The following is a 19256-nucleotide window of genomic DNA, read 5'->3' on the forward strand; positions in this document are numbered from 1 at the left end:
TCCTCCTGTCTCTTGCGGTCCATCGGTACATGGCCAGCGCGAGGAACATCCGTCTCTGTCAGTCGAGATTTTCTCGGAATGCGCACGAGGCGCGGACGCGGCCCGCGTGCACCGAGCCCGGCGCTTCGCCGAGGAGCCGCTCGGCCTCGGCGCGCGCCTCCCGCGCCTGCCCTGCGGCGCAGAGGGCGAGCACGCGCGCGGCCATGCGCTCCTCGCGGAGCTGGCCCTCCGGGAACCGGGCGCCGAGGTCGTCGAGGCGATCGAGCGCGGCCGACGGATCGCCGTCCCGCACGGCGTCCTGCGCCTCGCGCAGCAAGGCCATCTCCGCGGCGAGCGTGCTCGGCCTCGCCGGCTGTCCGCCGCGCGGGCGCGCCGGCTCGCGTTCGCCGCCCCCTGTCGAGGGCGCTCGCGCGGCGTCCTCCGCGCCCGGGTCCAGCGGCCGCGGCGGTGCCGGCGCGACCGCGCGGGCGGCAGCGAGGAGGTCCCGCCGGCAGGCCATCGTGTCCTACGGATGGAGCGGCGGCAGCTGCTCGCGGAAGAACGCGTTGTACTTGGGATCGTTGTACCGCTCGTACTCGATCACGAACGGGGTCAGCTGGCTGACTCCGCCCTTGTACCGGATGGTGAGGGCCATCGGCGTGACCTCGCGGTAGTTGCTGGCCTTCGGCAGGTCGTCGTTGGTCTTCCCGCCCGCGGAGAACAGGGTCAGCAGCACCCCGTCGGGGTCGTCGTGCACGACGCGGAAGCCCTCCGGGACGCGCTCGTGGCCGCGGATCAGCGTGGTACAGCCGAGCTTCTGCATGAAGCTCTTGAACTGCCGCTTGCCGAAGGGGAAGCGCGCCGTGGACTTCTGGAGCTCCGCGGGGATCGCGTCGACCTCGCTGGGGTCGCTCCAGAGCATCTGGAACCGGATCTCCGGGTCGTTGAGCGAGGACACCGACGTCCACCGGGCGGCGATGGTCTCGTCGCGGGGGATCCCCGCGTGGACGAAGAGGATCCTGTCGAAGACCAGCATGTTGGGGAGCGCCTCGAAGAGGCGCATGTAGGCGGCGAACACCTCGTTCGGCGCGATGGCCGCGAGCGAGCTCATCGCCTCGGAGGGCCGCACCGGCGCGAGGACGCGGCCGTTCAGCTCGACGTAGTACTCGTGGTTGCCGCGCAGCACGAAGACGCTGTCGGGCGCGGCGAGGAAGAGCTGCATCACCGTGCGCAGGACGCCGTTGTAGCTGAACCTGCCGCGATCGATGTAGTCGCCAAGGAACACCAGCATCATCCGCGGGTTGTGCGCGGGGTCGTCGCGGTGGGCCTGCACCTTGGCGAAGAAATCGGCCTGCATCAGCGCCCCCTTGAGGCACGAGTAGCAGCCGTGCAGATCGCCGATGACCAGGAGCTCGACGTCCTCGGCGGGGTCGGGCGAGGCGACGTAGACGTGGCCGTCGAGGAAGGGCGCCTGCCCGGCGAAGCCCGCGAAATCCGCCGCGCCGTCGAGCCGGCCCGCGCCGCGCGCGCGCTGCTCCTCGAGCTTCGCCTCGAACCTGCGCATCAGGTCCATGTCGACCTTGGCCTGCTCCGCGAACGTGGCCGGATCGCTCGCGTAGTCCCACTCGAACGCCTTGAAGAACGGGTGATCGACCTCGCGCGCCTGCTTGCGCGTGGCCGGATCGATCACCACCGCGCCCTGCTCGATCGTCTCGATGTCCACGTCGTCGATCTCGATCGGGGACGCCGACAGGAGCGACGAGAGCTCGTCGCGGAACCGCTGCTCGTTCGGGTGGACGACGCCGTCGGCGAGCATGAGCTCGTCGACGGTCGCGAGCAGCGCCTTCCGGTTGTCGTCGTCGAAGCCGTCGAGGAGCTCGAAGCAGCGGAGCTTGATCTTGGAGAGGACGAAGTCCTTCGGGTCCTCTCCCTCGGCGACGCTCTCGGTGAAATGGCTCTGGATCTGGTGGTCGATCTCGGAGAAGACCTCGTGGAAGTGGCTGGTCCACCGGCCGACGACGTCCTGGTTCTCCTGGGCCTCGCCGCTGAGGGCGTCGCGCGCGCGCTGCCGGACGAGGTCGTGGATGTAGCCGCGGATGAAGGACTTCTCGGTCGGATCGAGCTCGCCGTCGATGTACCCGAACCCCGTGAGGTAGTAGATGATGGCGTGCATCTGCTGCTCTGCGACGCGCGGATCCGGGCTGAACGACATCATCAGGCAGCTCTCCTCTTCGCGATGGTGCCCCAGGGTAGCGCAAGACGGGCGCGCGGCGGCGGCGAGCGCGCCTCACGGCCGCGCGGGCGAGCGCGCGTCGCGGCCACGGCGGCGAGCCCACATCACGGCCGCGCGGGCGGCCCTGCGCGCCCGACGAAGGCGCGGATCCGCGCGCGGTCGGCCTCGGAGAGCGCGTATCCCGGGGGCGGCATATTCCGCTCGTCCACGACCCGGCGCGCGATGGCCTCGCGGAGCGAAGCCCATGCCGCGGGCGTGGAGAGGTCGACGCCGCCCTCGCCGCGCGGGAGGTGGCAGCGCGCGCACGCGCGGGCGAACACGGGCGCGATCTCGCCCCAGGCGGTCCCGTCGCCGTCCTCTGCGGCGAAGCGCCGGAGGGCGCCCGACGCGAGCAGCCACACGTCGCCGCTCGGCGAGCCGACGAGCCTGCCGCCCTGCGGGAGGCGCGCGCCGCGGGTCTCGCGCGCGCCGGCCTGCTCGAGCACGCCGAGCTCGTCGCCGTCAGCGAACCACGCGCGGTCGCCGGAGACGGCGAGCCCGTGGAGCGCGGCGCGCGCCCGGAACCGGAGGCGCAGGACGCCGGCGCCGTCCTCCGCGTAGAGCGCCGCGGGCGTCGCCGCGAGCAGCGCGCCCGCGCCGGTCAGGGCGAGCAGCGGCGCGGCGCCGTCCGCCGGGAGCGGGTACGATCGCAGCGCCCTCGTGGCGACGTCGAGGGCGCCGAGCCCATCGCCCCCGGCCGCGAAGGCCACGCGCCCGGCCCCCGCCGCGAACGTCGCGAGCGGGCCCGTCGCGTAGCGCGTGACGGTCTCGCCGTCCGCCACCGCGATCTCGCTGTCCAGCGCGAAGGTGGCGCCGCCCTCGCCGAGGCCGATCGCGGACCGCACCGCGGCGCGCTCGAGGCCGTAGCGGTCGGAGACGGCCTCGAAGGCCCCCTGGCCCGGGAGCCGCAGCAGCCGGCCCTCGGCGTCGACGCCGACGATCCACGTGCCGTGGCCGTCGGGCGCGGGCAGGGCCGCGGCGCTCACCCAGCGGTGGGGCGCGCGCTCCACCCTCGCGAGCGCGCCGTTCACGAAGACGGCCGCGGCGCCGTCGTGGAACACCACGACGCGGCGCCCGTCGTCGGCGACCGCGCGCACCGCGCCGAGCTCCCCCGGGGACGGCCACGCGACCTCGCGCACGACGAGCGGCGGGAGGGGCGCCGCGGCCTGCGACGCGCATCCGGCGAGCGAGAGCGCCAGCGCGGAGGACGAGAGCGCCAGCGCGGAGGACGAGAGCGCTAACGTGGACGACGAGAGCGCCAGCGCGGAGGACGAGAGCGCCAGCGCGGAGGACGAGAGCGCCAGCGCGGCGGCGGACGCCGCTCGGCGGAGGAGCGTCACGGCGACCGGAGCAGCTCCGGCACCACCTCGCCGTCGCGCAGGTGCTCGCGCGGGGAGATGCCGAAGGCGAACAGGAAGGTGGCGAGCAGATCCGGCGGGGCGACCGGCCGCGGCCCGCCCTGGAACGTCTTCGCCGGGGCTGGCAGGAGCTGCTCCGGGTCGGTCTTGCCGAACGCGAAGCTCCCGCGGAAGCGCGGGGAGATCACCATGGCGGAGTTGTTGGGGTAGTGGTCGCGGCCCATCGCCGTGTTGAGCTGAGGCGTGCGGCAGAAGTCGCTCGTCACGAGGATGTGGGTGTGATCCGAGAGCTTCTTGCCGGCCCGGGTCGGGTGCGGCGTCTTGTCGAGCGAGCCGAGGAGGGCGGCGATCAGGTCGAAGAGCTCCTGCTGGGTGGCCGCGTGCTGGCGGTAGGTGCTCGTGTGCGTGTCGAACCCGCTGCTCGAGAAGCTCACGCAGCGGACCACGTTCCGCCGCATGGCCTCGATCGCGAACGCGGCGTTGACGGCCGCTTGCCTGGCGAAGCGGGCCGCGTGGTTGAACTCCGGGTGCGCCTGGATGAGCTTGCCCCTGGAGAACACCTCCTGGAGGCCTGAGCTCAGCATCTTGCCCAGCCCTTCCGCCTGGATGGCGAAGCCGCGCAGGGCGTCGGTGTGGCTGGATCGCGCGGCGAGGGACCTGGCCTCCTCGGAGAGGAGCGCGGTCACCGCGGCGCGGTCCTCGTCGGTGTCGTAGTGGCGCGCGCGGGAGAGCGAGCGGCTGAGGGTGCCGATCTCCCCGACCATGAGCGGGACGGCGCGCCGATCGAGGCGGTCGCCGACGAACGCCGAGGGAAACTGGACCGAGACGACGGGGAAGGTCTGGCTCGCGCCGAGCTCGCTCCCGCAGATCGCGTCGACGCTGGAGGCCACGGTGCGGCCGCCGCTGAGGTGCCGTCCCGTGGTCGAGAACGCCGTGCCGTCGGGGTGGCTCACGGTGTTCATCGCCAGGCCGTTGATGATGCACAGCCGGTCATGCATGTCCGCGAGGGCGCCGATGCCCGGGCCGAACGCGAGGCTCGAGCCCTTGGGCGTGACCGGCGTGAAGCTCTTCGCGCCGCCGGCCGCGGGCGCGTCGACCCAGAGGCGGAGCCCCGCGGTGTCCGTGTTGTCGGTCGTCGCGGGGCTCACGAGGCCCCTGGCCTCGTTGCGAGGATCGGCCCAGAGCGTCACGTCCCAGCCGCCGGACGCGTGGATGAAGAGGAAGAACTCGTCCTCCGCGGCCTTGCCCTGCGCGGCGAGCGCGCGCGCCGGCAGGCCGAGGACGCCGGCGAGCGCCGCGCCCGCGGCGGCCTCGAGCAGCGCGCGGCGCGGGACGGCGAGGCGGCGGGGGCGGGGGGCGGGGCGAGGCATCGGGCGTGCTTCTCAGGATACCCTCCGCGGCCGCGCGCGCCCGCACGACCTTGCCGTCGAACGCGGCCGCCATCGCGAGCACCGGCGCTGCACGAACGAGCTCATCGGGGATCTGGTCGATGCCGCCTTGAGGTGGCGAGGCCGAGGTGCGCTCTGATGCCGCCTTGATGTGACGAGGCCGAGGTGCGCTCAATACCAGCTCGGAACGAAGCCGAGCTCAAGGGAGGCGCTCCTTGTCCTCTCGTACCACGAGGCGCGTCGCCTCGGCCCGGAGGAGGTCTATCACACGGGTTCATCGCGGGCCTTCTCGCCACGCAGGAGCCGGACGACGAGGTGCGCGCGGCGGCGGGGGTCAGCCGATGATCCTGACAGCGATCCTGCTGCTCAGCTGCCGGAAACGATCGTCGTTCGTCCAGATCTGATCGCAGCCGTGGTGGACGGCGCACGCTGCATGAAGAGCATCGGGGGTCTTCAGCCCGTGTAGCGCTCGAAGCGTGGTCGCGAGGTCGAAGACTTCCGGGGAGAGCGGCAACAGTCCGAAGGCGGAGAGCATGCCCTCATACATCGCTCGCAGGCCGCTATCATTCAACCGAACGGGTTTCACGAGGCATTCCAGTCGAACAAGAGGCGATATGTACGCATCGCTCGATCCGAGCGAAAGCAGCGCGCGATCCGATGCACCCCTGTAGGACTCCGCCCCCTCGACCCGATAGATGAGAACGCAAGAGTCCAGATAGATTCGACTCACGGTTCTCCCCAGCTGTCGCGCTCCGCGCTCAGCGCGGCATCAACCTGCTCCTTCGACAAGAGTCGCTCCGGGTTCTCTTCGCGCCACGCGTCGACGGCACGGCAAGCGGCCAAGAGCCTTTCATGGCGTCCCCCCTCCATGGAGTGCGCGTCTCGCTGTTCGTGAATCAGCACGATGACCTCGGCTTCTCCCTCCGGCACATCCTCTGGAAGGTCGATCTCGACGTGTCGCGACTTGGGAACGTGGACAATGAGCTTGTGTGCGTGCATGGCCCTTCGTGGAGCATACGTCGACGCTCCATCCGGCGCCATCCTCGGCGTCAACCTCCAGCGGCGCCCCGAGCGTGCGGACAGGACAGCCTCCCGCGTGCCTGCTGAGGGTGCAAATCCAACGCGAGCCCGGGAGGGTGCGCTCCCCGGAGCTGCTGGCCGCGCTCCCCGCTGGGCACGCTCCCCGGAGTTGCTGGGCACGCTCCTCGGCGCTGCTGGGCTACTTTCCGGCGCCGCTGAGTACGCCCCGGCGATGCTGGACGCGTTCCCGAAGCTGCTGGCGGATCCCTAGCCGCTCGAACGCCGCCAGCATGAGCGCGTTGGTCTGCGTGGCGCGCGGAAGATCCAGGCCGTGATCGGGGAGCCCGAGCGCCGCGAGGTAGTCGCCCCAGCTGTCGAACAGCGCCGCCTTGCACACCAGCACATCCGCGGACAGCGGAGCGCCCGCCGGTGGAGGTGTTCGTCAACCCAGCTTAGCGCGCTGCGACCGCCTTCGCACCGTCCCGTCCAAGGGCCATCCTCCGCGCGGGTGCAATTCCGGAAGGATGAGACGGCCATCGATGCGGGTGAGATGAGAAATTTCGTCGCCGAAATGCAATGCAACGCCAGATGCCTCTCGGCATCGCTCGCGCGCCGGGAACGCTGGCCAGGCACACACGGAGGATGGTAGAGAGCGAGCGTGACGCTGGCGCGCGGTCACGTGCGTTGGCGCGCCCGAGGTGGAGCGTGCGAGGTCCTCGATCAGCATCCTGGCTTCCGTCGTGGGCAGTGTTGCTCCTCGTGCTGCTCGCGACTGCTTCCGCGCGTGCGGAGGCGCCTCTGAAGCGCTCGCGAGCCGTCAAGGAGCTCATTCGCGAGGCGGGGGCGGCGCTGGCTCGGCTCGACGTCGCGCGAGCCCGGGAGCTGTGGGGCGAGGTGTACGATATCGAGCGGTCGAACGTCGCGATGTGCAACATGGGGCAGCTCGACCTGCGGATGGGCCGCTGGGAGGAGGCCGTGGTGGAGCTCTCGCAGTGCGTCGAGCACATGCCGGCCCCGCGCACGGAGGTGGAGCGGCGCCTGGTTGATCACCGGCACGCCGACCTCGCCCGGGCCCGGCGGCGCGTGGGTGAGGTGGTCCTCATGCCGCCGCCCGGCGTCGTGGGCATGTTCGTGAACGGCCGGGGGGTGAAGGACGGCAGCCGCGTCTACGTGAGGCCTGGCCAGCACGAGGTGATGGCCGTCGGGCAGGAGGGGCAGGTCGCGCGCGCGGGTGTGTAAGGTGCAGGCGGGCGAGTCGAAGGAGGTGCCGCTCACGTTCGACAAGCCGGCGCAAGCGCCGGCTGACCGCGCGCAGCCGCCGAAGGACCGCGCTCAGCCGCCGAAGGGGGCTTCCGGGCCTGGAGCGCCCGGGCCTGCGGCGCCCAAAGGGCCCCCGCAGGGCGCAGGTCGGCCGGGGCCGGACCTCCGGATCGTCACGACGGGCGCGGTGGCCTCGGTCGGGTTCTTGGTGGCAGGCGCCGTGTCCCTGCAAAGCGCGCAGGGGTACGAGCAGGAGGCGAAGGCGGCTTGGTATCACGCTCAGGAGATGAGCAAGCTCGATCCCGCATTTCAGCCTGACTACAATCAAGTCATTGATCCTGCCGCCAGCTGGAAGCTGATGCGTCTCCTGGGTACCAGCGCGTTGATCGCTGGGGCAGCAGCAGGCGCGGCCACCCTCGTGTACGTCTGGTTGCCAAACGACACGCAGCTTCGAGTGGCGGCGCACGGCGCAGAGGTTCGCGTTCGATGGTGAGCGTCGGCGATGTCGCTGTGGGCCGTCGGCGCGCGAGCATGGCGAGGCTGGCACGGAGGCCTTCCTGATGCGACGTCCGATGTTTCTGTTCGTCTCCGCGACGGCGCTGCTCGCGTGCGAAGACGAGTGGTATGTACCGCTGCTTGCGCCGCCGGCCGATTCGGGTCCAGTGCTGTGGATGTGGGTGGGGCCGGAGGACGATGCGCCTCCCTGTATCGACGGCCAGCCGCCGAAGTGGGAAGGCTGGATGGCTGAAGCGCCTGAAGGGCTGCCGGACACGTGTGATGCGTGCGAATGCGGTCCGGCGGCGTGCGAGCTGCCCTCCACGGTCATGGCGAACGCGATGACCTGCCCAGGCGGAAGCACCTCGATCGTGCTCGACGCCGGAGCGGGATGGGATGGGACATGCGCTGCGCTCCCGTCGCCTGTCCCGCCGGACGATTTCGCGTCCGTCGTCTACGAGCCGCCGACACTCTCGCCGTGCACCCCCTCGGCGACGCCCGAGCCGCCGCCCGTTCCTGCAAGGTTCGTCCGGGTGTGCGCCGGCAACACGGCGCAGGAGCCGCCGGGGTTCATCCCCTGCATGCAGGCCAGCAGCGAGGGGACCTGCAGGCGTGGCCTGACACGACACGAGTTCTTCGAACAGCTGATCGACAACCGCGCCTGCGCTCCGTGCGAGTGTGGTCCCCCAGCGGGGGGCAGGTGCGTCGCCGACGTCGGCTTGTATGGGGACAGCGCATGCAGCGACCGCATGGACGCGGGGCTCCCCGTCGGCCTCGGGGAGACGGCCTGCGCGGACGTCACCTCGCCCCTCCCGCTCAGCGCGATGCGCGCCACGCTCGTGGAGGAAGAGCCAGGCGCCTGCTCCCCCAGCGTCGCTGCCGTGCTTGGCACCCTGGAGCGACGCGAGCCGCACATCGTATGTTCCTATTCCGAGATCTGGTGGGACACCCCGTGAGGCGGATGACGATGTCCATGTCGAGCGCACGGCTCACGCTCCTGGCCGTGCTGTCGCTGCCAGCGATGGCGTGCGTCAACCATCCGGACATCGCAGGGAAGGCGGTCGTCGCCCTCGACGGTGAAACCCTGAGTTACGATACCGGCGATGATGGACGGAGGTTCGTGAAAACAGGGGAGAGGTGGTCGACGGGGTGCTACCTGAAAGACTCCTTGCCGGAGATGGCCCTGGACCGCGCGCGCGACGACGACCCGCCGATCAGCGGAATTTCATTAGACGTCGAGCGGGAGGATGACGGCGGCGAGCCTCTACCGAATGTCACGATGGACATAGGAGAGGATTTCTACGATGGATTTTGCCACGTCGTGGCGACGGTCGGCAGCGACCCGCACGAGGTGGACTTCTCGACGGGCGATTGCGAGCTGCAGCGGGCTCTCGACGGCCATCCCGCGCTGCTCGTCTCCGCTTTGTTTCACGTCAAGGAGTGCGACGAGTAGGTGACGGCCGGCGCGGCCGGAGCCACGCGCGGCGCCGGCCGCGCCGTGAGCCCGCTGATAGTACCCCTAATACAGATGGAACTCCGGGTGCCGCACGAGCCCGTAACAGACGGCCGCCCACCCCGCCTCCTCCGGCGAGAACCGCGACTTCGCCGCGCCCTTGGCGCGGTGCCGCGCGACCGTCCCCTCGTACAGCGCGAAGAACTTCCCCTGCCGATCCGGCGGCGCGAGGCGCGCCGGGTAGCTCAGGAACGTCCGGTGCAGCACGTCGAAGCGCGGGGCGAACGCCGCCTCGTCCGGATCCTGCGCGGGCAGATCGAACGCGAAGATCAGCCGCCGCTCGATCGGGACGCGCTCCTTCGCCTTGAGATCGTGCTCCAGGGCGCGGTCGCAGAGCGCGATCCCGAGCCGCTCGAACGCCGCCAGCATGAGCGCGTTGGTCTGCGTGGCGCGCGGGAGATCCAGGCCGTAGTCGGGGAGCCCGAGCGCCGCGAGGTAGTCTCCCCAGGTGTCGAACAGCGCCGCCTTGTCGTCCCCCCGCGCGCGGCGCTCGACCTCGGCGGGCGCGAGGCCGCCGAAGAGCCGGAGGTACGTCCTCAGGTATGCCTCGGCCGGGATGAGCCGCAGATCCTCCTTCGGCGCCCGGCTCTGCGCGACGCGCCCCGTCTCCCGGAGCGGCGCGGCAGGCCGCGGCGCGATCGCCTCCGGCGGGCCGCACGCGCCGGCCAGCGCGGCCAGCGCGGCCACGCCAGCGAGGGCGAAGGCCCCCGTCCGCCCGGGCGCCCTCCCCCGGCCCTGCATCACCGCGCTCCCTCGCCGCGCGTCGCGCCGCCCCGCTCCCCCGCCCCGCCCTTCGCCGCCCCGCCCCGCTCCGCCTCGCCCTTCGCCGCCCCGCCCCGCTCCAGCGCGGGCCGCACGTTGCTCGCGCGCGCATACGCCGGCGAGCGGACGATCGCCTCGACCAGCGGCCGCATCCGGTAGCCGCGCGACACGAACCGCTCGCGCAGCGCGCCGAGCAGCGCCTCGTCCTCCTCGCGCAGCGGCCGCCCCAGGAACGACTCGGTGACGCGCTCGACCGCGCACGACGCAAACTCCGGCGAACGCGTGAGATCGGCCGCGGCGCCGGCCGGGCCGCGCTCGGCGTGATCCGCCGAGGCATAGGCGCCCCGCAGCACGCCGCGCTCCCGGCTCGAGAACACGGGGTCGTAGAAGCGCTGGCACGATTGCCCCGTCTTCCCCTCCGCGTTCAGCTTGCACACCGGGTTCTCGATCGGGAACCTCTCTGCGGGCAGATAGGTCCACGTCGTCTCCTCGACCCGCGTGAAATACGCCGCGAGCGGCTCCAGCGTCGCATGACAGCTCGCGCAGCCCGGCCGGACCATGAGGTCGGGCTCCTCCGACGGCGGGAGCTCCGCGTGCTCGGCCGTGAAGCTCTTGCACAGGAACGCGCTGTAGAGCGCCGCCGCCCGCGCGCGCCGCGAGGAATACTTCGTGAGGAACACCGGCGTCGTGAGGATCCCCGCCGCGCGCGGCCCGCGATCGGGGATGAACGTCCAGGCCGAGACGTCGTGCGGCGCGACGACCGGCGGCACCGCGCCCGGCAAGAACAGGGGCGCCTCGTCCTCGCGCATCCCGTACGACGGGTGCAGCGAGCAGCACGCCGCGGGCGCGCTCGACCGGTAAAACTGCGCGAGCGGGCCGTTGATGAACGTATAACGACCGGTGAGGATCTCCCGGAAATCACGATCCGCCGCGAAGACGTGATTCATGAGATGAATCGCCTCCTGCGACCACCAGAACTTGTTCCAGCCGGTGATCGTGTGCGGCGCGGAGCCGATGGGATCCTCGATGCCGAGCGGGGTATTCGCCGGCAGCACGAAGGCGCGCGGATCCCTGCCCGCGCTGTCGGCGGGCAAGCAATGCTCGAGGCCGATGCCGCAGCCGCAATCGACGCTCATCACGGGCGCGAGCGCGCTCCGGCACGAGATCGGCTCGCCCCGGTGCGCCTTCGCATAACGATCCTCGCGCACCGGCGGGCGCGCGCGGCCCGGCGGCGGCGGAGCCCCCTTCGGCGGCGGGGGGATGTCGCTCGCGTAGATGTGGCCGACGTCGGCGGTCTGCGCCTCTTCCTTGCAGACCCGGACCTCGACGGTCGGCGTCTTGCCGTCCGGCTCGACCAGGAGCTGCGGCAGCGGGACATAGGCGCTGTCCGGGTCCTTCCACCCGTCGCCATAACGCTGCGTCGGGACGACGGAGAGGTAATCCCGGTAAAGCCAGTAGGGGCGCACGAGCGTCGTCCGCTCGTCGAGCAGCCGCTGGGAGATGCGGGCGGGCGTCCCCTTGATGGGCGCGTAGGCCGCCACCCCGAGCCCGCTCTCGGCGTCGGAGAAGCAGAACTCGCCGTCGATCACCGGGTTCAGGCGGCGCTGGTTGACGCGGTAATAGACATAGAGCGGCTTGCCCTCCGGGCCGAGCACCTCCACCCGGCGGAGGGTTGTCGCAGGCGGCGTGAACAGCCCCGCCGGGCCGAGCTCGAGCCTCAGGACATCCATGTAGATGCGCGTGAGCCGCTCGGCATACCCCGGGCCGTCGAGGTGGCGCTCTATCCAGGCGTCCAGATCGAAGCCCGGCGACTCGAGCTCGGCGAGCTCCTCGCGCGTCGGGAGCCGCCCCTTCAGGTCGAGGGAGAGCGCCCGGAAATACCGGTACTGCTCCAGCGTCGGGGCGGCGGCGGACGGCGGCGCGAACGAGGCCGCGGCCGCCGCCGCGAGCGGCGCCGCCACGGCCAGCGCGCGCAGCGCGCGCCCCCTCATGCGTCGACCTCCTCCGCGGCGGGCGGCGGGGCCTCCTCGCCGGGGAGCACCCCGGCCATCAGCATCCCGAGCTCCGTCCGCGATACCGCGCCCGCGTCCCGCGTCGCCACGATCTCGCCCCGGTACATGACCGCGATCGTGTCCGACAGCGCCAGGATCTCGTCGAGCTCCGCCGACACGAGCAGCACCGCCGCCCCCGCGTCGCGCGCCGCCACGATCTCGCGGTGGATGTGCTCGATCGACCCGACGTCCACGCCCCGGGTCGGCTGGCTGGCCACGAGCAGCTCCACGGGGCGGCTCATCTCCCGGGCGAGGATCACCTTCTGCTGGTTGCCGCCCGACAGCGCGGAGACGGGCGTCTCCGGGCCGGGCGCGCGGATGTCAAAGGTCTTTATCAACCGCCTCGCGTTCTCCTCGCGGGCGTCGTCGCGGAGCACGCCGCGCACGGCGAACGGAGCCTTGTAGTAAGTGCACAGCACGAGGTTGTCCGCGATCGCGTACGAGAGCACGAGCCCGTGGCGCTGGCGGTCCTCGGGCACGTGCGAGACGCCGCGCTCGATCAGGGCGCGGGGCAGCGCGCCGGTGACGTCGCGGCCCCGGAGGAGCACGCGCCCGGCGCGGGGCGGCGAGAGGCCGGTGATGGCCTCGCAGAGCTCGGTCTGGCCGTTGCCCTGCACGCCGGCGATCCCCAGGATCTCGCCCGCGCGCACCGAGAAGCTCACCTCGCGCACCACGTCGGCGCCGGATCCGCGGCGGCCCGCGACGCCGAGGCGCTGCACGTCGAGCACGACGTCCTTGGGGCTCGCCGGGGCCTTGCTCACCTGGAGCACCACCTCGCGGCCCACCATCATCGCCGCCAGGCCGCGCTCGTCCGTCTCCGCCGGGATCGCGGCGCCCACCACGCGCCCGGCGCGCATGACCGTCACCCGGTCCGCGACCGCGAGCACCTCCCTGAGCTTGTGCGTGATGAACAGGACCGAGACCCCCCGCGCCGTCAGCCCCCGCAGCACGCGGAACAGCTCGTCCGCCTCCTGGGGCGTGAGCACGGCCGTGGGCTCGTCGAGGATCAGGATCTCTGCCTTCCGGTAAAGAGCCTTGAGGATCTCCACCCGCTGCTGCACGCCGACCGGGAGGTCCTCCACCCGGGCGTCGGGATCGACGTCCAGCCCGTGGCGCGCCGAGAGCTCGCGGACCTCGGCGCTCGCGCGCCGGCGGTCGAGCAGGGCGCCGCGCACGGGCTCCGCGCCGAGCACGACGTTCTCGGCGACCGTGAACACCGGGATCAGCATGAAGTGCTGGTGCACCATGCCGATCCCGAGCGCGATCGCGTCGCTCGGCGAGCGCAGCGCGACCGGGCGCCCGCTCCGGACGAGCGACCCCTCGTCCGGGCGCAAGAGCCCGTAAAGGATGTTCATCAGGGTCGATTTGCCGGCGCCGTTCTCCCCGAGCAGGGCGTGGATCTCGCCCTTTCGGAGGTCGAGATCGACCTTGTCGTTCGCCAGGACGCCGGAGAACCGCCTGGTGATCCCCCGGGCCTCGAGGACGGCCGTCACCGCCGCCCCTCCCGCTCGTACGGCAGGCCGTCGGCGGCCGGCGGCGTGGTCTTGCCGATGACGCCGGTCAGCAGCAGCAGCGTCAGGAGATACGGCACCAGCCCGACGACCGACGATTGCTGCAGGAACGACCACGACGGCGGGATCTGGTCGCGGAAGAGCTGCAGGTTGATCTGGAACGCCTGCGCCGCGCCGAAGACGAGCGCCGCGGCCCACGAGCCGAACGGCGTCCAGTCGCCGAAGATCATCGCCGCGAGGGAGATGAAGCCGCGCCCGTTCGTCATCAGCGGCTCGAAGGACGGCACCGACTCCAGCGTGAAATACGCTCCGCCGAGCCCGGCGATCGCCCCGCCGATCACGACGTTCACGTAGCGCACGCGGGCCACGTCGATCCCGACCGTCGCGGCCGCGCGGGGGTGCTCGCCCACGGCCCGCGCGCGCAGGCCCCACCGCGTGCGGAAGAGCACGAGGTGCGTCAGGCCGACCAGCGCGACGGCGGCGACGGCGATCGGCTGCTGCTCGAACACGGGGCCCACGACCGGGATGTCCGCGAGCAGCGGGACGCTGAGGCGCGGAAGGACGCCCGGCGCGTGAGGCACCTGCCCGCCGAACACGCTGCCCGACCCGAAGAAGAGCTGGCGGTTGAAGAAGCCGGTGAGCCCCACGGCGAGCAAGTTGATCACCGTCCCCGCGAGGATCTGGTCCACCGAGAAGGTCACCGCAAGCGCGGCCAGCAGGAGCCCCAGCGCGGCGCCGGTGGCGACCGCGATCACGACGCCGAGCAGCAGGCTCGGCAGCGGCGGGAGGCCCAGGATCGAGCTCGCGTAGATCGACCCGAACCAGCCCGAGAACGCCGCCGCGAGCATCATGCCCTCGATGCCGAGGTTGACGACCCCGGAGCGCTCGCAGAAGACGCCCGAGAGGGCGCCCAGGGTGAGCGGGGTGGCGACGGCGAGCGTCGTCGCCGCCATGCTGGCCACGATCGTCAGCGGCGGCACCTGCGACGCGCCGACCAGCGTCACGACGAGGACCAGCACGCCCACGACCACCGCGATGAATGCGTAGCGTCGATAGCCCATCTTCGTCCTTCCCTGCTCCCGTTCCCCGCTCCGGTCCCCGGCTCCTCGCCCGAGCCGGCGCGCTAACCGCCCCACCCGCGCGTGAGCACGAGCCGCTCGTGCTCGCCCCGCACGCGGTAGATGCGCCGGACCAGGGCGTCCGCCGCGACGAAGAGCAGGATCAGCGCCTGGATGACGGAGATCACGTCGATCGGCACCTGCGTCAGGTACTGCATCCGGGTCGCGCCGCTGCGCATCACGCTGAACAGCAGGGCCGCGAGCACCGTCCCGCCGGGGTGCGCCTTGCCGAGCAGGGCGATGGCGATCGCGTCGAAGCCGTATCCCTGCGAGAACCCGAGCTCGTGCCGGTGGTGCAGCGCGCTCACCTCGATGGCCCCTGCCAGCCCGGCGAAGGCGCCCGAGAGCGCCATGGTCGCGATCACGGTGCGGCTCACCCGCACGCCGGCGTAGCGCGCGGCGTCGGGGCTCTGCCCGGCCGTGCGGACCTCGAAACCGAACGTCGTCCGCCGGAGCGCCCACCCGACGAGCGCCGCCGCGAGCAGGGCGAGCGGGAAGCCCCAGTGCAGCCGGAAGCCCTCCACGAGCGCGGGGAGGCGCGCGCTCTCGTCGATGAGCGGCGTGCGGGAGAGCACGTTGGACGCGCCGGGATCCTTCATCGGGCCGTTCAAGAGGAAGCTGACCGCGTTGAGGGCGACGTAGTTGAGCATGATCGTGCTGATCACCTCGTGTCCCCCGGCGCGCGCCTTGATCCAGCCGGGCACCGCGGCCCACAGCCCGCCCGCGAGCGCGCCGAGGAGCAGCGTCAAGGGGACGTGCAGCGCCGCGGGCAGGCCGCCGCCCACGAGCTGCGGCAGCCAGTGGCCCGCCCAGGCCGCGGAGAGCGCCCCGAGCGCGAGCTGCCCCTCCGCGCCGATGTTGAAGAGGCCGCCCTTGAGCGCCAGCGAGACCGACAGGCCGGCCAGGATGTACGGCGTCGCCCACACGAGCGTCTCGCTCACCGCCCGCGGCGACCCGAGCGCGCCCTCGAGCATGCCGGCGTAGGCCTCGAGCGGGTTGCCCCCGGCCACGGCGATGAGGACGCCGCCCAGGACCATCGCGGTGAACACCGAGAGGGCCGGCAGGAGCAGCGGCCGGAGGCGCCGGATCAGCCCCTCGAAACGCCGGATCAGCTTCTCTCGCATCCTCGGGAGCCCAGGGCGATCACGGCCCCTTGGCCGGCGGCACCGCCGTCTTGAGCGTCCCGTCGAGGAGCCCTTTCCGGAGCTCCTCCATCTTCGCCTTCACCTCGGCGGGGACCTTGGCGTCGAGATCGTGATACGGCGCATACCCCGACTTGCCCTGGAAGTTCCCCGACGGCAGCTTCCCCTCCTTGGCCGACTTGATGAGGTCGAAGGTGCCGTCGGAGATGAGCTTGACGGCGCTGGAGAGGAGGACCTTCTGGGCCTCGGGCACCGTGAAGTACTGGTCGGTGTCGACCCCGATGGCGTAAACGCCCTTCGTGGCCGCGCCGAGCAGCGCGCCGTTGCCCGTCTTGCCGCCGCCGCCGAAGACGATATCGACCCCCTTGTCGATCATCGAGACGGCGGTCGTCTTCCCCCACTCGGGATCGGTAAACGTCTTATCGAAGCCGACGTCGTTGTGGTAGACGACGCTGAGCTCGATGTCGGGCTTGACGTGGCGCGCCCCCGCGCGGAAGCCCTCACCGAAGCGCCACACGGGCGGGACGGCGTCGGTGGCGAGCACGGCGCCGATCTTCCCCGTCTTGGTCATCATCGCGGCCAGCGCGCCGACGAGGAAGCCGCCGTGGTCCTCGGGGAAGACCAGGCCCACGACGTTCGGCTTGTTCGCGATCTGGAACTGGTCGATGCCGATGAACTTGACGCCGCTGAACTGATCCGCCGCGGCGCGCGTCGCCTCCGTGAGCCCGAAGCCCGACGTGACGACCACGTCGTAGCGCTCCTCGGCGAACGTCGCGATGTTCTTGGGGTAGTCCTTCGGATCCGTCGTCTCGATGTACTGCGTCGTGGCGCCGAGCTCCTTCTGCGCCCGCTGGATCGCCTCCCAGGCCGACTGGTTGAACGACTTGTCGTCGATCTTGCCCATGTCGGTGACGAGGCCCACGCAGAACACCTCGGGGCTCGCGCAGTCGGCCTTCTTGCTGCTGCTGTTACACCCCGCGAGCGCGCTGGCGAGGGCCAGCAGGACCGCGATCGCGACGCGCCGCTTCTTCAACATGGCGGATCTCCTTGGAAGGCCCGCATTGGACACCGGGCCGCGCACCAAGGCAACCACCGTATCGCAGTGGCACACCTTTGCTCACACGAGCGCTCTCATCTGCTGCGCGGGAGCACGGCCGGCTGCGCGGGAGCGCCGCGCGCCTCCCCTCGAGATCGCGATCGGGGGAGCAACATTTTTTCCTCGAGCGTTGTCACAGTCGATCGGCAGCGCCCGATGAGCGACGGGGCGCGCCGGCGCAGCCTTCCCGAGGAGGTCCTTCCATGAATGGTCCCGCCGTTCGATTCACGCTTTTTTGTGCTCTCATCGCGTCCGCCCTCGTCCCTTCGGCGGACGCGTCGGCCTGCGGTGGAGTCGAGATCATGCCCGCGATCGACCACCGCGTGATGGGCATCGCCCAGGCCGAGCAAACGCTTCACGACGGCCGGTTCACCGCGGCGGCGGGGAGCGTGATCCGGATGTTCCCCGAGATCCGGCGGATCTCCTATGACAAGGACCCGCTGATCAACCGGGCCTTCCGCGTGCTCGCGGTGGCCACCGCGCGCGCGGACGGGGCGCTCCAGGTCGGACCGCAGCTGCCGCGCGAGCTGCTCGAGACGTGGGGCGGGGCGTCGGCCGAGGAGCGCAAGGGGAACATCGACTGGTCGATCCGCGCGCTGCGCCGGCTGAACGAGCAGCGGAAGAACGATCCGGCGCTCCAGACCGACCTGGGCGAGGCGCTCGCCAGGGCGCCAGAGCACCGCGGCGAGGCGCTCAAGCTGCTCGGCGATCTGGCGGAGAAGGACCTCCTGACGAGCCCCGAGGCGTACGCGACGCTGGCGCGGCTGCGCGCGCTCTCGGGGGACAACGCGGGGCACGACGCCGCGGCCACCCGGTGCGAGACGATGGCGCAGAACAAGGCGCTCTGCCGGACGACCGGCGCGGTCGGTCCGCAGAGCTGACGCCGATGCGCGCCCGTCCGCTGCTCGCCCTGCTCGCGGCGCTCGCCTCGGGCGCCGCGGGGTGTACCTCCGAGGACGCGCGAGGGTCTGCGCCTGCCACGGCGCCGCGCGCGAGCGACCAGGGCGCCGGGACGGCCGCTCCGGCCGCCGTGGCCGCGGCGCCGGCCGGCGATCCGGCGCGCGGGGAGCGGCTCGTCGCGGAGCTCCAGTGCAACCGCTGCCACGACGGGACCGGGCAGGCGCCCGCGGCGCGTGACGCCCACTGCGTCCAGTGCCACCAGGACATCGCGGCGGGGCGGTTCCAGGCGCCGGCCGCGGCGATGAAGCGGTGGAACGAGAACCTCGTGCAGCTGCGCGACGTGCCGTCGCTCGCCGCCGCCGGTGACAGGCTGCGCCGCGACTGGATCCGCGCCTTCTTGCTGTCGCCGCACGACGTGCGCCCGCGCCTGCACGCGACGATGCCGCGGCTCGCGATCGGGCCCGAGCAGGCGAGCGATATCGCAGCCTACCTCACGCGCGATCGCCGCGATCGCCGCGAGGGGCGCGAACGTCCGAGTGCGCCGCTGGAAGGCGCGAGCGCGGCCCGGGGGCGCGAGCTCTACGAGGCCAAGGGGTGCGGGACGTGCCACGCCTTCTCCGGGGCGGCCGGGGTGACGGCGGTCGCGCCCGTGAAGGGGATGGAGAAGGAGACGCGCGCCGCGATCGCCCTGGCGCCGGATCTGAGGCACGCGCGCGACCGGATGGAGCCCGCCGATCTCGTCGCGTGGGTGCTCGACCCCGCGGCGATCAAGCCGGGCACGCCGATGCCCCAGGTGCCGATGTCGCCCGCCGAGGCGCGGGACATCGCGGCCTTCGTCGTGACGGCGGAGCTGTCGCCGCGGGCGCCGGCGAGCGCGCCCGAGCGGCTGCCGCTGCTGTCGCGGCGGGTGACGTACGCCGAGGTGGATCGCCGGGTGTTCCGCGTCACGTGCAGGCACTGCCACTCCGAGCCGGATTACGCGCTCGGCGACGGCGGGCCCGGGAACACGGGCGGCTTCGGGTTCAAGCCGCGCGGGCTGAACCTCGCCACGTACGAGGGGATCGCCGCGGGCTACGTCGACGATCAGGGCGAGCGGCGGAGCGTGTTCTCGCGCGGGCCCGACGGCGCCCCTCGCCTCGTCGCCGCGCTGCTGGCGCGGCAGGCGGAGGAGGCGGGCCGCGCGGCTCCGGCGGTGCGCGGGATGCCGCTCGGGCTGCCCGCGGTCGGGCCGGAGGAGATCCAGCTCGTCGAGAGCTGGATCGCGCAGGGCCGGCCGCAGTAGCGAACGAGCGGGAGGGGGCGATCGCCAGGGTCGCTCCGGCCTTGTCGTGGTGCCCCCCTTGCTTCCACGGTGACACCGAGGAGGTGGCCGATGCCTCGGTGGTCTCAAC

19 protein-coding genes are annotated in these 19256 nt (G+C 72.0%); 6 read left to right on the forward strand and 13 right to left on the reverse strand.

Going from position 1 to position 19256, the window contains the following annotated elements; all coding sequences use genetic code 11:
• Nucleotides 1–58 precede the first annotated feature (58 nt).
• The 7 genes from WMF12_RS40435 to WMF12_RS40465 all read right to left on the reverse strand — a co-directional run bounded on the left by WMF12_RS40435 (nt 59) and on the right by WMF12_RS40465 (nt 6420).
• On the reverse strand, nt 59–499 hold the full coding sequence (locus WMF12_RS40435) for a hypothetical protein (RefSeq protein ID WP_437853841.1): 441 nt from the start codon (nt 497–499) through the stop codon (nt 59–61).
• Between the two features lie 6 nt (nt 500–505).
• On the reverse strand, nt 506–2194 hold the full coding sequence (locus WMF12_RS40440) for a metallophosphoesterase (protein ID WP_437853843.1): 1689 nt from the start codon (nt 2192–2194) through the stop codon (nt 506–508).
• Between the two features lie 122 nt (nt 2195–2316).
• Complete coding sequence (locus WMF12_RS40445) at nt 2317–3591, reverse strand: c-type cytochrome (RefSeq protein WP_437853845.1); 1275 nt, start codon at nt 3589–3591, stop codon at nt 2317–2319.
• Nucleotides 3588–4979 (reverse strand): DUF1501 domain-containing protein, encoded by a 1392-nt coding sequence (locus WMF12_RS40450; RefSeq protein ID WP_437853847.1) that lies wholly within the window; start codon nt 4977–4979, stop codon nt 3588–3590. The genes WMF12_RS40445 and WMF12_RS40450 overlap by 4 nt, the downstream gene beginning before the upstream one ends.
• A 352-nt stretch (nt 4980–5331) precedes the next feature.
• On the reverse strand, nt 5332–5727 hold the full coding sequence (locus WMF12_RS40455) for a type II toxin-antitoxin system VapC family toxin (RefSeq protein WP_437742081.1): 396 nt from the start codon (nt 5725–5727) through the stop codon (nt 5332–5334).
• Nucleotides 5724–5996 (reverse strand): hypothetical protein, encoded by a 273-nt coding sequence (locus WMF12_RS40460; protein WP_437742082.1) that lies wholly within the window; start codon nt 5994–5996, stop codon nt 5724–5726. Before WMF12_RS40460 ends, WMF12_RS40455 begins: the two co-directional genes overlap by 4 nt.
• Nucleotides 5997–6216: 220 nt before the next feature.
• Nucleotides 6217–6420 carry a hypothetical protein gene (locus WMF12_RS40465; RefSeq protein WP_437853849.1) on the reverse strand — a complete coding sequence of 68 codons (204 nt, stop codon included), beginning with the start codon at nt 6418–6420 and terminating at the stop codon, nt 6217–6219.
• A gap of 356 nt (nt 6421–6776) precedes the next feature.
• Between WMF12_RS40465 and WMF12_RS40470 the strand changes: the two genes are divergently transcribed.
• From WMF12_RS40470 to WMF12_RS40485, 4 genes are all read left to right on the forward strand, one after another.
• Nucleotides 6777–7256: a tetratricopeptide repeat protein gene (locus WMF12_RS40470; RefSeq protein WP_437853851.1), complete on the forward strand. Its 480-nt coding sequence runs from the start codon at nt 6777–6779 to the stop codon at nt 7254–7256.
• A 241-nt stretch (nt 7257–7497) separates the two neighbouring features.
• Nucleotides 7498–7770, forward strand: coding sequence for a hypothetical protein (locus tag WMF12_RS40475; protein ID WP_437853853.1), 273 nt, complete (start codon nt 7498–7500; stop codon nt 7768–7770).
• A 67-nt stretch (nt 7771–7837) separates the two neighbouring features.
• Nucleotides 7838–8728, forward strand: coding sequence for a hypothetical protein (locus WMF12_RS40480; protein ID WP_437853855.1), 891 nt, complete (start codon nt 7838–7840; stop codon nt 8726–8728).
• A gap of 11 nt (nt 8729–8739) precedes the next feature.
• Nucleotides 8740–9225, forward strand: coding sequence for a hypothetical protein (locus tag WMF12_RS40485; protein ID WP_437853857.1), 486 nt, complete (start codon nt 8740–8742; stop codon nt 9223–9225).
• A 66-nt stretch (nt 9226–9291) separates the two neighbouring features.
• Here the strand turns inward: WMF12_RS40485 and WMF12_RS40490 are convergent, their stop codons facing one another.
• From WMF12_RS40490 to WMF12_RS40515, 6 genes are all read right to left on the reverse strand, one after another.
• Nucleotides 9292–10026 (reverse strand): hypothetical protein, encoded by a 735-nt coding sequence (locus tag WMF12_RS40490; protein WP_437853859.1) that lies wholly within the window; start codon nt 10024–10026, stop codon nt 9292–9294.
• The gene (locus tag WMF12_RS40495; protein ID WP_437853861.1) at nt 10026–12038 is read right to left on the reverse strand and encodes a DUF1585 domain-containing protein; all 2013 of its coding nucleotides are present in this window, start codon (nt 12036–12038) and stop codon (nt 10026–10028) included. The genes WMF12_RS40490 and WMF12_RS40495 overlap by 1 nt, the downstream gene beginning before the upstream one ends.
• Entirely contained in the window at nt 12035–13591 is a 1557-nt protein-coding gene (locus WMF12_RS40500) for an ABC transporter ATP-binding protein (RefSeq protein ID WP_437853863.1), read from the reverse strand. Before WMF12_RS40500 ends, WMF12_RS40495 begins: the two co-directional genes overlap by 4 nt.
• The gene (locus WMF12_RS40505) at nt 13588–14670 is read right to left on the reverse strand and encodes an ABC transporter permease (protein WP_437853864.1); all 1083 of its coding nucleotides are present in this window, start codon (nt 14668–14670) and stop codon (nt 13588–13590) included. Before WMF12_RS40505 ends, WMF12_RS40500 begins: the two co-directional genes overlap by 4 nt.
• 62 nt (nt 14671–14732) lie before the next feature.
• On the reverse strand, nt 14733–15851 hold the full coding sequence (locus tag WMF12_RS40510; RefSeq protein WP_437742091.1) for an ABC transporter permease: 1119 nt from the start codon (nt 15849–15851) through the stop codon (nt 14733–14735).
• A 19-nt stretch (nt 15852–15870) separates the two neighbouring features.
• Nucleotides 15871–16905 carry a BMP family lipoprotein gene (locus WMF12_RS40515; protein ID WP_437853866.1) on the reverse strand — a complete coding sequence of 345 codons (1035 nt, stop codon included), beginning with the start codon at nt 16903–16905 and terminating at the stop codon, nt 15871–15873.
• Nucleotides 16906–17267: 362 nt separating this feature from the next.
• Here WMF12_RS40515 and WMF12_RS40520 point away from each other — a divergent pair, with 362 nt between their 5' ends.
• Both WMF12_RS40520 and WMF12_RS40525 read left to right on the forward strand, forming a co-directional pair.
• Nucleotides 17268–17846: a hypothetical protein gene (locus WMF12_RS40520; protein ID WP_437853869.1), complete on the forward strand. Its 579-nt coding sequence runs from the start codon at nt 17268–17270 to the stop codon at nt 17844–17846.
• 5 nt (nt 17847–17851) lie between these two features.
• Nucleotides 17852–19147: a c-type cytochrome gene (locus WMF12_RS40525; protein ID WP_437853872.1), complete on the forward strand. Its 1296-nt coding sequence runs from the start codon at nt 17852–17854 to the stop codon at nt 19145–19147.
• The last annotated feature ends 109 nt before the right edge of the window (nt 19148–19256 follow it).

Origin of the sequence: Sorangium sp. So ce363, assembly GCF_051520435.1 — a bacterium.
GTDB classification, from domain to species: Bacteria; Myxococcota_A; Polyangia; order Polyangiales; family Polyangiaceae; genus Sorangium; species Sorangium cellulosum_B.

Bases quoted from the DNA above. Each gene is read 5' to 3' on its own strand.
- WMF12_RS40435 (WP_437853841.1), bottom strand. From the start codon at position 499: ATGGCCTGCCGGCGGGACCTCCTCGCTGCCGCCCGCGCGGTCGCGCCG.
- WMF12_RS40440 (WP_437853843.1), bottom strand. From the start codon at position 2,194: ATGATGTCGTTCAGCCCGGATCCGCGCGTCGCAGAGCAGCAGATGCAC.
- WMF12_RS40450 (WP_437853847.1), bottom strand. From the start codon at position 4,979: ATGCCTCGCCCCGCCCCCCGCCCCCGCCGCCTCGCCGTCCCGCGCCGC.
- WMF12_RS40460 (WP_437742082.1), bottom strand. From the start codon at position 5,996: ATGCACGCACACAAGCTCATTGTCCACGTTCCCAAGTCGCGACACGTC.
- WMF12_RS40480 (WP_437853855.1), top strand. From the start codon at position 7,838: ATGCGACGTCCGATGTTTCTGTTCGTCTCCGCGACGGCGCTGCTCGCG.
- WMF12_RS40485 (WP_437853857.1), top strand. From the start codon at position 8,740: ATGTCCATGTCGAGCGCACGGCTCACGCTCCTGGCCGTGCTGTCGCTG.
- WMF12_RS40490 (WP_437853859.1), bottom strand. From the start codon at position 10,026: ATGCAGGGCCGGGGGAGGGCGCCCGGGCGGACGGGGGCCTTCGCCCTC.
- WMF12_RS40495 (WP_437853861.1), bottom strand. From the start codon at position 12,038: ATGAGGGGGCGCGCGCTGCGCGCGCTGGCCGTGGCGGCGCCGCTCGCG.
- WMF12_RS40505 (WP_437853864.1), bottom strand. From the start codon at position 14,670: ATGGGCTATCGACGCTACGCATTCATCGCGGTGGTCGTGGGCGTGCTG.
- WMF12_RS40510 (WP_437742091.1), bottom strand. From the start codon at position 15,851: ATGCGAGAGAAGCTGATCCGGCGTTTCGAGGGGCTGATCCGGCGCCTC.
- WMF12_RS40515 (WP_437853866.1), bottom strand. From the start codon at position 16,905: ATGTTGAAGAAGCGGCGCGTCGCGATCGCGGTCCTGCTGGCCCTCGCC.
- WMF12_RS40520 (WP_437853869.1), top strand. From the start codon at position 17,268: ATGCCCGCGATCGACCACCGCGTGATGGGCATCGCCCAGGCCGAGCAA.
- WMF12_RS40525 (WP_437853872.1), top strand. From the start codon at position 17,852: ATGCGCGCCCGTCCGCTGCTCGCCCTGCTCGCGGCGCTCGCCTCGGGC.